Here is a 15,970-nt window from a genome sequence, read left to right as displayed (position 1 = left end):
TCCAAATGCTCGTAAGTTTGTGCAACGGTTTTAGATAAGAAACCCTTTCTTCAAATGCAAAGTGATGCAGTATTAAGAGGGGGGAGGTTCATGGTATAATGTTACGGGAGACAATTTGACTTCGCTTTTTGGAGTGTATTATGATATGTTGACCCAATAGAAACGGAGGGTTCTTCATGAAAGAAGTTATCGTTTATACAGATGGAGCATGTTCTGGCAATCCTGGTCCTGGAGGCTACGGTGCTATTTTAATATACGAAGAGCATAGGAAAGAAATCTCAGGGGGAGAACCAGACACAACGAACAATCGAATGGAACTCCTGGCAGTTATAGAATCATTAAATAGATTAAAATCCCCTTGCAAGGTAAAAGTGCACAGTGATTCTGCTTATATTGTAAATTGCTTTCAGCAAGGCTGGATTCATAATTGGAAGCGGAACGGATGGAAAAACAGTAAAAAGCAACCCGTAGAAAATCAAGATTTATGGAAGCGGCTTGATGAGCTGATGAAAATACATGAAGTAGAGTATATTAAGGTTAAAGGTCATAGCGATAATGAATTAAATAATCGTTGTGATTTTTTAGCTGTGGAAGCTGCAAAAAAGCAGGCTATGAGGTGACTAGCTTTGAAATATTCAGTTGCTGAATCAACAACAATAGATTGGGAACTTTTAAAAGATGAAATTAAACAAGCTGCTTCATCGCTTGGTATAGATAAAATAGGATTTGCCTCGGCAGATCCTTTTTTGGAACTAAAACAAATTTTAATAAATCATCGTGAAAAAGGTTTTGAGTCTGGTTTTGAAGAGCCGGATCTAGACAAGAGAACCCATCCAAACCTTACATTTGATCAACCAAAGTCAATCTTATCCATCGCCATTGCGTATCCATCTAAGCTAAAAGATCCTCCTAAATCGACACCAGGTGCTTATAGAGGGATAATTTCAAGATCTGCTTGGGGAGAGGACTATCATCATGTCTTAAAAAAACGTCTTTTAAACTTAGAAAACTTTATTAAAGATAGAGTCTCAGATGTCAGACTTGAAAGCATGGTGGATACAGGTGTACTAGTAGATCGAGCGGTTGCTGAGCGAGCTGGTATTGGTTGGCTCGGAAAAAATTGTGCGGTGATAACACCAGAGTTTGGATCTTGGGTATATCTCGGAGAAATGATTACAAACTTACCGTTTCCACCAGACACGCCTGTGACGGAAGATTGCGGTGACTGTACGATATGTATTGATGCTTGTCCTACTGACGCTCTAGTAGGTTCAGGTCAACTAAATTCCAATCGATGTATATCCTTTGTTACGCAAACGAAAGGTTTCGTGAGCGATGAACTGAAACAGAAGATCGGCAATCGTTTATATGGTTGCGACACTTGTCAGGTCGTATGTCCCAAGAATAAAGGAAAACACTTTACACATCAACCAGAACTTGAACCTGACCCTGAAATCGTAAAACCATTGCTTAAACCACTGTTAACACTAAGTAATCGAGAGTTTAAAGAAAAGTATGGATTTAGCGCAGCAGCTTGGCGAGGGAAAAAGCCAATACAAAGAAATGCAGTCACTGCGCTTGGAATTTTCAAGGATCAAAGTGCGATCCCTATTTTAAAAGATATTCTTATTAAAGATCAAAGACCAGAATTAAGAGAAGCAGCAGCATGGTCATTAGGAAAAATTAGTACGCGAGAAACTTATGAAATCATTAAACAAGCGATCCATCATGAAAAAAATGATGCTGTATTGGATGCTTTATATAAAGCAGAACAATCCGTAGTTATCGCAGAGTCGTAATAGATTTGACGAAATCATTTGAATCAAGTAAAGTGAATATTGGTTATTTGAAGTTTTATTGAACAAATTGTATAGAGGTGAAAATGAATGGCAGCAGATATTATCATTCCAATCGTGACTCTTATTGTAGGTCTAATTATTGGATTTTTTGTCGGAGTATTTTATTTGCGTAAACAACTTGAAAATATGCAAAACAATCCGGACATGATTAAGGAAATGGCTCAGAAAATGGGTTATAATGTGAACAAACAGCAAATGAATCAAATGCAAAAAATGATGAAAAATAAAAAATTTAAATAAATTGTAACTCGTTAGAAATGAGGAATTTATCATGGCAGGTTTTAAGGATTATAAAAATGACCTAGTAAGTGATAATAGAGAAACAGTAGAGCATCATGTCAGAGAAATTTTAAAGCTTATTGGGGAAGATGTTGAGCGAGAAGGATTATTGGACACCCCAGCTCGTGTAACTCGCATGTATGAAGAGATTTTTGCAGGATACAATGTTGACCCTCGTAAAATTTTAGATGTAACCTTCAATGAGGATCATCAAGAGTTGGTCATTGTCAAAGATATTGTGTACTACAGTCAGTGTGAGCATCATATGGCTCCTTTCTTTGGTAAAATTCATATTGGATATATTCCAAATGGAAAAATAGCTGGATTAAGTAAATTTGCAAGATTGGTGGATGCTGTTACACGTAAATTACAAGTTCAAGAGAGAATTACATCAGAAATCGCCGACATTATAGTAGAAGTGTTGGCACCTCAAGCAGTCATGGTTATTGTTGAGGGTGAACATTTGTGTATGTGTTCACGTGGTGTCAAGAAATACGGTAGTCAAACAATTACTTCAGCGATGAGAGGATTATTTTTAAAAGATTCAGCATCCCGAGCAGAATGTCTATCGTTGTTAAAAAACTAACAATGATAATATTTTAAACAAATCAACACCAGTGTTCAACAATCACTGGTGTTTTTCTTTTTGTAATTTAAAGATTGACTCTCTAGCTGTATTTAGAATAATATTAAACAAGCTAGAAAAACCAAAATATAGAAAATATACATTTATACGTATATATATCCATTCATGAATTAAGAGGTGTGATCATATATGAATGAAGTAAATAGTAAATTAATATATCGTAATGACTCCAAGGATTGGTTTTATAAAGTAAAGATAGTGGAGGAAACTAACTCAAACGATATTTTATCCACTGAAGATGAGTTAGAAGAAAAAGAGAAAGTGATGGATATAAATATTAAAAAGTTTCTTGATCAACAAGTTTATATTTATGAAGTTTTGCTTCAGGACATGAAGAAAGACTTAGTGGTAACCCTTAAAAATAGTCAAAAATACGTATTTATAGAATTGCCTGCTTTTAAAATACCTGCATGTACTTTTAAGCTGGTATATGAATTACAAATGATGGGTTTTATCCCTGTCATCGTTAATCCTGAACTTAATCAGCAAATTATACATAATCCAAATTTATTGTATCAATTAGTGAGATATGGTGCACTTACACAAGTTGGAGGTGCCAGTATTTCTGGAAAATTAGGTAGGAAAACACAGGTTTTATCCTTGCAGTTCATTAAAAATCATTTAGCGCATTTTGTTGCTGATGATGATACTGAATTCTCAAATCATAAAGCTTATTTAAATAAATCATACAAAAAAATTAGAAAAAAATATGGAGAACAAACAGGCTCTAACCTTTTGAAAAACTCGCATAAATTAATTGAGGGCGGAAAGGTTGATTCTCTAGAACCGACTAGATTTAAAAAAAGGACACTCTGGAACAAGTGGGTTGGATAAAAGAATATGGAATATATTCAAAACCTATCGAAAACGATAAACTACATTGAGAACAATTTGAAACAAAAGTTAACTATTGAAGAGATCAGTCAATATTGCGGTTATTCGAAATTTCATTTTCAAAGGCTTTTTCATCAAGTTGTAGGTGAATCAGTAGGCCAATATATCATGAATAGGCGCTTAGCTGAAGCGGCAAAAGCCCTAGTAAGTGATTCGAGGCGTATTTTGGATATAGCATTGGAATTTGGTTTTGATTCGCACGAGGTTTTTACGAGGGCATTCAAAAGAAGATTTCAATTAAATCCATATCAATTTAGAAAAAGTGGACTAACTACAGAATTTGTTTATAAAAAACCTATCGATATTCAATATCTTAAAAATAAGAATTTGAACTTAATAGTCGATATGGAGGAATTGTCTTTGGAAAGTTTGTTGCTTAAAGGTTATCAGGCTGCAAATGGTTCTAGAGAGGCGATTCTATTAAGTTGGTCAAAATTACGTAATAACATTCAATCAAATGAAAATGGAGATTTTGCAGCTTACGGTGTGATACAATATCCCGATTCTTTTGGTTTAGACATTCATTTTACATATCTTGCAGCTGCTGAGTCTATACACATTCATAATAAAACGGACTCGACATTAAAGGAAGTTATCTTACCTGAAAGCAAATATATTATTTTTTCCCATAAAGGTTCTACAGAGGACTTGCCTTTATCGTATGAATATATCTATGGGGTCTGGTTGCCAAAGTCGAAATTTAAATTAAGAGGCTCTTATGATTTTGAGCGATATTGTGCTTTTTGGGATCGTAAAGATCGAGATATTCAAATATGCATACCTGTAATGAATCCTTAAATAGAACTAGATCATAATTGAGCCTTATAAAAGTTTAGCATTAATCATCAAGTTTTTATATTTTATTCCCTGTATCTTAGATTTGAAGGGAGAGATGAATATGAAACAAGATGATTTTTTATTTTATTCAGCTGGAAAAATTGCGAAGCTGATTCACACTGGAGAGTTGACTTCAGAGCGTGTGACAAGATGGCTTATTCAAAGAATAAAACAATATGATCCTAGAATAAATTCGGTTGTGAATAAAACTTTGGATCAACTACTGAAAGAGGCAATAAGTGCAGATGAACAAATAAAAAAAGGTGATGTGTGTGGTCCATTACATGGTGTCCCAATCACTTTTAAAGAATCGTATGCAGTTAAAGGGATGAAAACAACCAGTGGCTTTTCCCCCTTAAAAGATTATATGACTGATTTTGATGCTGATATTGTAAATAGGTTAAAGGAAGCCGGTGCTATTATTGTCGGAAAAACAAATGTACCTCCGCTGTTAATGGATTTGCAAACAGACAATGAGATTTATGGAAGGACAAACAATCCTTGGGATTTGGAGCGAACCTCAGGTGGGAGCAGTGGAGGAGGAGCGGCAGCTGTAGCTTCTGGTTTCAGTTTTTTAGATATTGGAAGTGATATTGGAGGCTCTTTAAGAGTACCTGCACATTATTGTGGTGTTTACAGCTTGAAACCGACAGAACATACAGTATCTGGTTCAGGCCATTTGCCAGTGCCTAATCAACCTAAACAACCAGATTTTATTCATTCAACCCATCTAGCCTGTTATGGACCTTTGGCTAGAGATATAGAGGATTTGATGTTAGCTTATTCGATTATAACTGATTCCAATAAATTGGAAGATAGAAATAAACCCCCTTTAAATATAAAAAAGTTAAAAATAGCTTGGATGGATCAGCTTCCTGAAGTACCAATAACGAAAGAGATGAAAGACCATGTTCATAGATTTATTGAAAATCTAAAATCGCATGGTGTCCAAACTCAGAAAATTGAACAGTTCCCAGTGGACACAAACAAAGTTTGGGAAACATGGGGCAAAATTATCGATGCGGAATTGAATTCAAACCAGCCTTTGTTAATGAGATGGATTGAACATATTGTAACTAGAAGTATTCAAAAAAAATACCCAACTTCCAGTAAACTAGTTCCTTTAAACTCAAAAAATTATATGAATATTTTAAAACAAAGAGAGAATCTGATTTCATCTTTTGATGCATTTATGGAATCATATGATTTGTTTATTTCACCTGTTAGTGCTACCTCAGCTTTTCCACACATTAAAAAAGATAAATTAATCGGACATCATCCGATTTATAAGAAACCTATTTTTGTGGATAATCAACCTTTGAATTACTGGCAAGCCACTACAGCTTATACAAATTTATTTAATGTTTTAGCAAATCCAGTTTTAACTGCTCCAATTGGATTGAATAAAGAAAAAATACCTATAGGAATCCAGTGTGTTGGAAAACGAGGAGAGGACTATCAATTATTGAATGTCATGAATCAGATTGTAAAAGAGATGGACATGAAAGTACCAAGAATCTCATTTTGAAGAAGAAACTATCTTCTCTTTGTAGTTTTCAAAATTTTATCACGTTCTACACGCTGTAAGATTCCCTCACCTTTAAGAGGGAAACACTCTAAACTGATTTTCACCTGCATAGGTATTGTAAACAACCAATATGTACTGATACAATATGATTTAATTTTGAATATTTATAGAATAGGTGATACGGGCTTGTTGAATTCAAATAAAAGAAGAAATGTTGGTATTTTTGCTCATATCGATGCTGGGAAAACAACTACAACAGAACAGATGTTATTCAAAGGAGGGCAAACTCGCTCACTTGGCAGTGTTGATACAGGCACTGCACAAACGGATTGGTTGGAAGTGGAACGTGAACGTGGCATTTCTGTACTTGCTGCTACTACAGAGTTGGAATGGAGGGAGACAAAAGTGAATCTCATCGACACTCCTGGGCATGTGGATTTTTTATCTGAGGTGGAGCGAAGTTTGCGTGTCATGGACGGCGCAATTCTTATTATTTCTGCTGTAGAAGGTATACAGCCGCAAACGGAAGTGATTTGGCACGCTTTACGTAAACTGAATATACCAACCTTGATCTATCTGAATAAGATGGACCGAATAGGGGCTAATCCTAAAAAAGTGATGGAAAGTATCAAGCAAGAGCTTTCTTCGGCTGCAGTTCCTATACAATATATTCATGGAGTTGAAGAAAGCTTCCAAGGGGTTTCTTCTTGGCATGGAGAAGATGTGTTATATGATCAAATTATTGAGGTAGTATCGGAATTTGATCATTTGATTCTAAATCAATATCTTGAGGGAGAAGATATCTCTTGCCAAAAACTTATAGAAAAATGTATGGAGTTATCAAAAGATGGTGAAGTATTTCCTGTATTGTACGGAGCTTCAAATAAAGGGTTAGGTATTAAAGAGCTTATGGATGCGATGATTGATTTTCTTCCGCCACCTAATGGATCCATAAATGCTCCATTGTCTGGAGTGGTATTTAAAATTGAAAGAGATAAAAAGATGGGAAGACTAGCTTACGTCAGGTTGTTTCAAGGAAGAGTTCAGAATCGAGATGTAGTTTATAATGCCACTCAGGATGTTAAAGAAAAGGTGACTCAAATTCGTAAAATTCTAGGAGATAAAAGTGAAGATGTTGGGGAATTAATAGCTGGTGATATTGCGGCATTGAGTGGACTTAGTGAAGTTAGTATTGGAGATATACTTGGTAGTGTTGAAGGAGTTCCTGAACATCCACAAATGGCAGTACCACTTTTAACGGTTCAAGTTGAATGGGAGAAAGAAGAGGATTATCCTAAGATAGTAAAGGCCCTGCAGGAACTTTCAGATGAAGATCCACTGTTGGATTTACAGTGGCTGCAAGAGGAGAGAGAGCTTCATATCAAGGTAATGGGAAAAATTCAGCTAGAGATTCTTACAAGTCTAATGCATGATAGGTATCATTTAGACGTTGAATTTGGTCAGCCATCGGTGATTTATAAAGAAACTCCTAGTCAAGCGGGCGAAGGTTTAATTCGTTATACCATGCCGAAGCCTTGTTGGGCAGTACTTAAATTTAAAATAGAACCTGGTGATAGAGGAAGTGGTTTAACCTATCATTCTGTAGTGCGGAAGGAAGATTTGTTGGAACGTTATCAAAATGAAGTGGCTAGGAGAATACCTGCAGCTTTGGAGCAAGGCTTGTGCGGATGGAATGTCATTGATTTAAAAATCACACTAATTGAAGGTGAACACCATGTTGTTCATACACATCCCCTGGATTTTGCAGTAGCTACACCAATGGGGATTATGAACGGATTGGCTCAAACAGGAACTAAACTGCTGGAACCGATGTTAAACTTTAGAATATCTATACCAGAGCAGTTTGGAGGTAAAGTTCTTCATGATCTTTCACAAATGAGAGCAACATTCGAGGCACCGATGCAGCATGAAGACAGAATGGTAGTGGAAGGAATCATTCCTCTTGCAACTTCTATGGAATATGCTATCGAGCTCGCTTCATTAACAAAAGGAAAGGGTTCGATCATGACCTTTTTTCATGGTTATAAGCAATGTCCAGAAGGTTTTACAGCATCAAGAGTTAGAAGGGGAATCAACCCTCTGGATCAGTCCAAATATATTTTGAGTGTTCGTAAAGCATTGACATAACTCACAAGATGTTAAGCTTAAACACGTTCTACATGCTGGTATCTCCCTTTTCTTCCAGAGGGAGATACCTATATAGACACCAACCTCTATCTCCATCTGATTTCTCGATGTTTAAGCTCTGCTTAATGAGTTCACTGCTAGAGTTTAGTACGCTGCCCATTTCAATCTTCTTGCATGTGCAAAACGTTCGTTTACATGCTCCCAGTTCACCACATTCCACCAAGCTTCAACATAATCGGGTCGATTGTTCATATATTTTAAATAATATGCATGCTCCCAAACATCTAATACCAGCAATGGGATCACATCCCATTGTGAAAGGTTTTGATGTTTTTCTGCTTGTAAAATTTCTAAGCGATGGCTTCTTGGGCTCCAAACCAAAATAGCCCAACCACCACCTTCTACATTGTTGGCAGCTGCAGAGAATTGTTTCTTAAATTCATCATAGCTGCCAAAGTCTTTTATGATTTGTGCACCTATGGCTCCAGAAGCATCTCCGCCACCATCAGGAGACATTATATTCCAAAAAATAGTATGCAAATAATGCCCTGCTCCATTAAAAGCGAGCTCTCGTTCCCAATGTTTTATTAACGAAAAATCATCAGATTGCCTAGCTTTTTCTAATTGCAGCTCGGCATTGTTTAATCCATTAACATAAGCAAGGTGATGTTTGTCGTGATGAATTTTCATTGTTTCTTCATCTATATAAGGTTCTAAAGCATTGTAAGGATAAGGCAAAGGAGGTAAAGTATGTTTTCCGATTGGGATTGATTGTTCTGTCATTTCAGTATCATCATCTAATGAATTTGATGACACACGAGCTTCTTCGTTCACATTCTCCATTTGAGGTTCATTCGGAGTTAATAGATATGCGTTTAGTACACCTAAGAAATAATCAGACTCACGAATAATATGCATCATGACCGTAATGATCGTTTGATTGTTTTTAATAACTTCACTTTGATCCATGATTTGATATAGCTGTTTGATGAATTGCTGTGATTGAGCAATACTGCTATTTACAAACTGCTCCATTTGTTTTACTGGATAACTATGATTTTGTGAACGAATAATTGATTCTATCCACTGTTGTGCGGTACTTTCCATCTTAGCAAAAACGATTTCCCACTCTTGAAGCAGCTTGACATACTGCTCTTCCAATTCAGGAGCAAGCTCACGTATGACTACGGTATGCTCCTTCTCTTGCATCTTCCAAAAACGAATTTCCTCTAAAATCCGTAACGGCATCAAACTTCCATAGACTTTCAACATTTCGTTTTCCCCCTAAAAAATAAAAAGAGCTTGTTCGATGATATGAACAGCCTTCTCACTAAAAATGTTGTATGTAAAATACTATGCAAGAATATGAAAACTATGTCTTTCACGTTTCACGGACAAATGCGGATATTTTTAATTAGATAACTAAAATGGTTTATCATCCAGTCCAACACCTATTTTTGTGCATAAAATAAATCAAAATATGAAGTGGAGGTAAAATGATGGGCAAGTTTGATAGAACAAAATGTGATTGTTGTGTTTGTCCCATGCAGAGTGTCATGCAGCAATTAGGTGACAGTAATCGTAATGATGTGGGTATCGCTACACCTGTAGGAGTTGATGGGGATATTATGATTAATTCAGCAGAGGGTTTTATAGCTAGGACGAACAATGGATCGTATCCGATATGTAATGTCACAGCAGTAGGGGTTGGAGCACCTCCTTTTGACTTTACTGTTAAACCATTGAAGAAGGATGTCAAAGGAGAATGTAGCTGTTGTGAAGACCCTGCGACAAATGAATTAAATTTACTTATTGGAGAAGTTGTTGATATAGAATTTGTTGGAGGAGTAGCACCATTTGCAGATGGTGATATTGTTACTGGTACCGTTACAAAAGTTGGAGAAGGAATTTTATTTTTAAGTGATCTTGGAACATTATCTAGTGCTGCTATTTCCACTTGTCAAATTACAAGAATTGAACTCAGCACTAGTTGATTATAACAGGACCGTTGGATATTGGTAGACCTACGGTTCTTTTTTTATCCTCTTTACATGAGCTTATATCTATATGGTGAACATCAGCATCCGTAAATCCAATACCAGAAAAATATAAAATAAGTTTTACTTTATAAACAAATAGGGTATAATTATTGTAACTTAGTTTCATCATGTGAAACAATTAGGCGGTGTAAATGTGGAAGAATCAAAAAGCGGAACAGTACGTGCAGTGGATCGAGCTTTAGACATATTGCTTTGTTTTACAGATACAACAGATCTGGGGCTAACGGAGATCGCAGAAAAAACTGGTTTACATAAAAGTACAGTCTTTCGTCTTTTAGCATCATTGGAAGCTAAAGGGTTTGTGACTCGTGATTCATCCACTGAAAAATATAAATTGGGTTTCCGCATATGGGAGCTGTCTGTTAATTTATCACAAGGAGATGACCCAGCAACCATTTTATTGCCTGAAATGGAACGGTTACGTGATATATTAGGGGAAACGATCAGTTTATATATACGTGATGGAAGTGAAAGGATTCGGATTCAAGCTGTTCAGAGTAAGCATTCTATTCGGAGAGTTGCCCCTATCGGAGCTCGTCTTCCTTTATATGTAGGTGCATCCAGTAAAGTTCTCATTGCATTTGCAGATATGAATACACAAGAAAATATGATCAATGATTGGAAAGAGTTTATTGATATATCCGCATACAAAGATCAAATGGCAGGGATACGCAAGGTTGGTTACGCTACGAGTGTTGAAGAAAGGGAACCTGGTGTTGCTGCGGTTTCAGCTCCTGTCTTCAATCGATCACATCAATTGGTAGCTGCCTTATCCGTTTCTGGTCCTTTAAACCGATTAACTTTAGAAAATATGAAGGATCATGCAGGATTAATCATTGAATCGGCAAATCGTATGGGGAATATGTTAAGATAACAAAAGATAAGCGCCCTAGTGATTCTTATATCAACTAGGGCATTTTTTAAAAACATGTCTGCTCATGGATGAGCTGATGACGATGTTAACCAACGCTTGTTCTAGCATCACAATTATTTTTGACTTGCATTTAAAGCCTGATCTAAATCATAGATTAAGTCATCAATATATTCCGTACCTATTGACAATCGAATCATGCCAGCAGTTACCCCTGCAGATAATAAATCATCTCCTTGCAATTGAGCATGAGTCGTACTAGCAGGGTGGATAATTAAAGATTTACAATCTCCAATATTGGCTAAGTGAGAGAATATTTCTACGGAATCAATCAGTTTTTTCCCTGCTTCCAATCCCCCCTTCACTTCAAAAGCCATCACAGCTCCTTGCCCCTTAGGCATATACTTCTTTACAAGCTGATAAGAAGGATGACTTTCCAACCCTGCGTAACTAACGCTTTTTACAATATCATGATTTTCTAAAAACTTTGCAATCTTGAGTGCATTTTCACTATGCCTTTCCATTCGTAAATGAAGCGTTTCCAAACCTTGCATAAGTAAAAAAGAATTAAATGGTGAAATGGAGGCCCCCATATCTCTCATTAATTGCGCACGTGCTTTAACAATGTAGGCGATAGACCCTACAGCCTCTGTATATCTAAGACCGTTGTAACTTGGGTCTGGTTCAGTTAATCCAGGGAACTTTCCACTAGCTTCCCAATCAAAAGTACCACCATCCACTATGATTCCACCCATTGAAGTTCCATGACCACCTATAAATTTAGTAGCTGAATGAACAACGATATCTGCCCCATGTTCAATTGGGCGTAACAAATAAGGACTTGGAATTGTATTATCAACAATTAGTGGGATATTGTTTTCATGAGCAATTTTTGCAACAGCTTCTATGTCTAATAAATCCCCTTTAGGGTTTCCAATAGCTTCTGCGTATAGTGCTTTAGTTTTGTCTGTAATGGCTTTGCGGAAGTTTTCTGGATCAATTGGGTCAATTAATTTAACGTCTATCCCGAGTCTAGGTAAGGCGGTTGAGAACAAATTATAAGTTCCACCATATAAGTTTGAACCAGATACAATTTCGTCACCAGCACCAGCAATATTAAAGAGAGAGTAAGTGACTGCAGATAAACCAGAGGATGTTGCCAGAGCTGCTGGAGCACCTTCTAAAGCAGCTACTCTTTTTTCAAATGCATCTGAAGTTGGATTCGTTAAACGAGTGTAAATATTGCCAACTTCTTTTAATGCAAACAAATTTGCGGCATGTTCTGTGTCCTTAAATCCATATGCAGCAGTTTGATAAATGGGAAGAGCGGACGACATTGTTGTTGGATCAATCTCTTGACCTGCATGTACTGATAAAGTTTCCAAACTTAACTTTCTTTTCTCAGACATAAAATTTTCCTCCTCAATTTCCATAAACGCACAATGAAAAATGGTATAATAAATTCATGTAAAACCAAAATCTTCTAACCCATGTTACATATTAAACTATATATTATATATATTCAATAGGAAGTATTTACTGAATCTCGAGGTTTAGTTTAATTGAAATATATATTTTAAATGAATGGTAGAATGGAAATATAGCTTAAAAGAAAAATAGTATAATATATTTATTCATATTGAGAGTTGAGAGATGTGAATATAAAACAAAATTATGATTGTTATATTTGCGTTGTTATCTTCATCATCAGTTTATGCTATTCATTTAGATAATGCGAAAGATCATAATGAAACGATACAAAAAACCAAGGAACTTGATTAAGAGTACCTTGGTTTTTTGTAAATAAAAGAAGCCTCTGTTCAAAAATAAGAAATGAATGAATGTATTTAAAACACATCTTCATTTCTCCTCACGTTTTAAGTAAAAAAACGCCCTAGTTGATGTAATCTTCTAGGACGTTTGCTATAATACTGATTTAATTTTCAAATTGGATTTTACATGTTAGTCCATCAATTGACGAAGTACAGTTTGTAGAATTCCGCCGTTACGATAGTAATCTACGTCAACCATGCTGTCTAAGCGGCTGATTGTGTTGAATTCAAATGTTGTACCGTCTTCACGAGTCGCTTCAACTTTAATGGCTTGACCTGGTTTTACATCATTGTTCAAACCAACGAAGTTGAACGTTTCTTTTCCTGTAATACCAAGAGATTTCCAGCTTTGACCTTCTTCAAATTGAAGTGGTAAAACCCCCATACCTACTAAGTTGCTGCGATGGATTCTTTCAAAGCTTTCAGCTACAACTGCGTGAACACCCAATAGGTTGCTTCCTTTTGCTGCCCAGTCACGAGAGCTTCCAGTACCGTATTCTTTTCCTGCAAAAACAACTAGTGGAGTACCAGCATCTTTGTATTTCATTGCAGCATCATAAATGGGCACCACTTCGTTTGTAGGCAAGTAAGTTGTTACTCCACCTTCTGTTCCTGGAGCTAGTTGGTTACGGATACGGATATTTGCAAATGTACCACGCATCATCACTTCATGATTACCGCGACGAGAACCATAGGAGTTGAAGTCTTTACGCTCAACACCGTTATCTGTTAAATACTTTTCAGCAGGACTTCCTACTGCAATATTCCCAGCAGGGGAAATATGGTCAGTTGTTACAGAGTCGCCCATAAGTGCTAACGTTCTTGCTTCTTTAATATCTGTGATGTCTCCAACCTCTGGAGTTAAACCTTCGAAGAATGGTGGGTTTTGAATATAAGTAGATTTCTCATCCCACTCATACAATTTACCTTCTGGTACAGGAATATCGTTCCAACGTTTGTTCGCACGGAAAACATCCTGATATTTATCACGGAATAATTCTGGGCTCATTGCTGCGTTTACTGTATCAATTACTTCTTGATTAGAAGGCCAGATATCTTTTAGGTATACTGCATTATTATTTTCATCATAACCAATTGGCTCTGTAGTTAAGTCAATGTCAGTTGTACCTGCTAGAGCATACGCAACAACCAATGGAGGTGAAGCAAGATAGTTTGCTTTAACCTGTGCATGAACACGCCCTTCAAAGTTACGGTTCCCACTCAATACGGAACACACTGTTAAGTCGTTGTCTGCAATCGCTTTGGAAACTTCATCAGGAAGCGGACCACTGTTTCCGATACAAGTCGTACAACCGTACCCAGCCACATAAAATCCAAGCGATTCCAAAGAGTCAAGCAAGTTTGCTTTTTTCAGATATTCTGTTACAACTAGGGATCCTGGAGCTAAACTTGTTTTTACATAAGCAGGTACTTTCAAACCTTTTTCAACGGCTTTTTTAGCTAGTAATCCAGCACCTAGCATAACACTTGGGTTTGAAGTATTTGTACAGCTAGTAATCGCTGCAATAACTACAGAACCAGTAGTTAATGTAGTAGTTTCTCCATTTGGATGATTTACCTCAACAGATTCTGTAATTTTGTCTTCTGAAATTCCTAAACCGCCTTGATCAATTGGCTTACGTACAACCTCATTGAACTTTTCTTTCATTTCTGTTAGTTCTACACGGTCTTGAGGACGTTTTGGTCCAGAAAGACTTGGAACTACAGTAGATATATCTAATTCAATTGTATCTGTAAATACTGGATCTGGTGTATCATCCGCACGGAATAACCCTTGTGCTTTATAATATTGTTCAACTAGTGCGATTTGCTCTTCACTGCGTCCAGTACCTCTTAAGTAGTTTAATGTTTCATTATCTACTGGGAAGAAACCAACCGTTGCTCCATACTCAGGAGCCATGTTTGCTACAGTTGCACGGTCAGCTAAACTGATGTTGCTTAGTCCAGCACCATAGAATTCAACAAATTTACCAACCACACCTTTTTTACGAAGTGTTTCAGTAATCGTTAGTGCAAGGTCTGTCGCTGTAGCGCCTTCTGCTAAGCTTCCAGTTAATTTAAAACCAATAACATCTGGAGTTACAGAGTATAATGGCTGTCCAAGCATACCTGCTTCAGCTTCAATACCTCCTACACCATAACCTACAACACCTAATCCGTTGATCATAGTTGTATGTGAATCTGTCCCTACTAAAGAATCAGGGAATACTTCTGTTTCACCGTTTACGTCTTTAGTAGCAGCAACAGACGCCAAATACTCAAGGTTTACTTGGTGAACAATCCCAGTTGCTGGTGGAACTGCACGGAAGTTATCAAATGCTGTTTGCGCCCAACGCAAGAAACGATATCTTTCCTCATTACGTTCAAATTCAACATTCATATTGTATTCCAAAGCATGTTCAGAACCGAATTGATCGATCATTACAGAGTGATCGATAACTAAATCAACAGGAGCAAGAGGATTGATTTTATCTGGATCTCCACCTGCTTTTGCCACTGTGTCACGCATTGCTGCTAAATCTACAACAACAGGAACTCCTGTGAAATCTTGTAGAACTATTCTTGCAGGAACAAACGGAATTTCTTGTTTGTTTTGCCCTTTGTTTTCAGCCCAGCTTGCGATTTGTTTTACATGTTCTTCTGTAATCGCTCTACCGTCAAATTTACGGACAGCTGCTTCTAATAATACTTTAATGGAAAATGGAAGCTTTGAAATATTTCCTCCATTTGTTTTATCAAGATCAGGCAAAGAATAATAAGTATAGGATTTATCTCCTACCGTTAGCTGCGAGCGAACGTTGAATTGATCTTTATTAGCCATGATATTTCCTCCTTCAATGTTTCTTGTTTCATATAGTGAAACCTAATTTCAAAAATAACTTAATTTAAGTATAGCGTTTTAATAGCAAGACGTAAAGATTTTTTTCATGTGATAAGCTATAAAAACATATTATATTACAGCGCTGGGTGTATCCAGCATAAAGCAGAATGATGG

13 protein-coding genes are annotated in these 15,970 nt (G+C 36.6%); 10 read left to right on the top strand and 3 right to left on the bottom strand.

Going from position 1 to position 15,970, the window contains the following annotated elements:
* Nucleotides 1–176: 176 nt before the first annotated feature.
* The 8 genes from rnhA to Q5Y73_RS12915 all read left to right on the top strand — a co-directional run bounded on the left by rnhA (nucleotide 177) and on the right by Q5Y73_RS12915 (nucleotide 8,191).
* A complete protein-coding gene (gene rnhA, locus Q5Y73_RS12950) occupies nucleotides 177–620 on the top strand; it encodes a ribonuclease HI (protein ID WP_305992330.1) in 444 nt (147 codons plus the stop codon).
* Between the two features lie 6 nt (nucleotides 621–626).
* A complete protein-coding gene (gene queG / locus Q5Y73_RS12945) occupies nucleotides 627–1,799 on the top strand; it encodes a tRNA epoxyqueuosine(34) reductase QueG (RefSeq protein ID WP_305992329.1) in 1,173 nt (390 codons plus the stop codon).
* 87 nt (nucleotides 1,800–1,886) lie between these two features.
* Nucleotides 1,887–2,099: a YneF family protein gene (locus Q5Y73_RS12940; protein ID WP_305992328.1), complete on the top strand. Its 213-nt coding sequence runs from the start codon at nucleotides 1,887–1,889 to the stop codon at nucleotides 2,097–2,099.
* Between the two features lie 31 nt (nucleotides 2,100–2,130).
* A complete protein-coding gene (gene folE, locus Q5Y73_RS12935) occupies nucleotides 2,131–2,724 on the top strand; it encodes a GTP cyclohydrolase I FolE (RefSeq protein ID WP_305992327.1) in 594 nt (197 codons plus the stop codon).
* 189 nt (nucleotides 2,725–2,913) lie between these two features.
* Entirely contained in the window at nucleotides 2,914–3,618 is a 705-nt protein-coding gene (locus tag Q5Y73_RS12930; RefSeq protein ID WP_305992326.1) for a CpsB/CapC family capsule biosynthesis tyrosine phosphatase, read from the top strand.
* A 6-nt stretch (nucleotides 3,619–3,624) separates the two neighbouring features.
* Nucleotides 3,625–4,476: a helix-turn-helix domain-containing protein gene (locus Q5Y73_RS12925; RefSeq protein WP_305992325.1), complete on the top strand. Its 852-nt coding sequence runs from the start codon at nucleotides 3,625–3,627 to the stop codon at nucleotides 4,474–4,476.
* Nucleotides 4,477–4,576: 100 nt separating this feature from the next.
* Nucleotides 4,577–6,043 (top strand): amidase, encoded by a 1,467-nt coding sequence (locus tag Q5Y73_RS12920; protein WP_305992324.1) that lies wholly within the window; start codon nucleotides 4,577–4,579, stop codon nucleotides 6,041–6,043.
* Between the two features lie 189 nt (nucleotides 6,044–6,232).
* Complete coding sequence (locus tag Q5Y73_RS12915) at nucleotides 6,233–8,191, top strand: GTP-binding protein (RefSeq protein WP_305992323.1); 1,959 nt, start codon at nucleotides 6,233–6,235, stop codon at nucleotides 8,189–8,191.
* A 144-nt stretch (nucleotides 8,192–8,335) separates the two neighbouring features.
* On the opposite strand, the gene Q5Y73_RS12910 is transcribed toward Q5Y73_RS12915, so the two are convergent.
* Nucleotides 8,336–9,463, bottom strand: coding sequence for a Fe-Mn family superoxide dismutase (locus Q5Y73_RS12910; RefSeq protein WP_305992322.1), 1,128 nt, complete (start codon nucleotides 9,461–9,463; stop codon nucleotides 8,336–8,338).
* A 227-nt stretch (nucleotides 9,464–9,690) separates the two neighbouring features.
* On the opposite strand from Q5Y73_RS12910, the gene Q5Y73_RS12905 reads away from it, so the two are divergent.
* On the top strand, nucleotides 9,691–10,185 hold the full coding sequence (locus Q5Y73_RS12905) for a hypothetical protein (RefSeq protein ID WP_305992321.1): 495 nt from the start codon (nucleotides 9,691–9,693) through the stop codon (nucleotides 10,183–10,185).
* A gap of 199 nt (nucleotides 10,186–10,384) precedes the next feature.
* The gene (locus Q5Y73_RS12900; protein ID WP_305992320.1) at nucleotides 10,385–11,125 is read left to right on the top strand and encodes an IclR family transcriptional regulator; all 741 of its coding nucleotides are present in this window, start codon (nucleotides 10,385–10,387) and stop codon (nucleotides 11,123–11,125) included.
* A gap of 113 nt (nucleotides 11,126–11,238) precedes the next feature.
* Here Q5Y73_RS12900 and Q5Y73_RS12895 read toward each other — a convergent pair whose 3' ends face one another.
* The gene (locus tag Q5Y73_RS12895; RefSeq protein WP_305992319.1) at nucleotides 11,239–12,531 is read right to left on the bottom strand and encodes a homocysteine synthase; all 1,293 of its coding nucleotides are present in this window, start codon (nucleotides 12,529–12,531) and stop codon (nucleotides 11,239–11,241) included.
* A gap of 553 nt (nucleotides 12,532–13,084) precedes the next feature.
* Nucleotides 13,085–15,796 carry an aconitate hydratase AcnA gene (gene acnA / locus Q5Y73_RS12890; protein ID WP_305992318.1) on the bottom strand — a complete coding sequence of 904 codons (2,712 nt, stop codon included), beginning with the start codon at nucleotides 15,794–15,796 and terminating at the stop codon, nucleotides 13,085–13,087.
* Nucleotides 15,797–15,970 lie beyond the last annotated feature (174 nt).

Source organism: Chengkuizengella axinellae, from assembly GCF_030730905.1.
Classification (GTDB): domain Bacteria; phylum Bacillota; class Bacilli; order Paenibacillales; family KCTC-33759; genus Chengkuizengella; species Chengkuizengella axinellae.
This window is presented reverse-complemented; position numbering and strand designations above follow the sequence as displayed.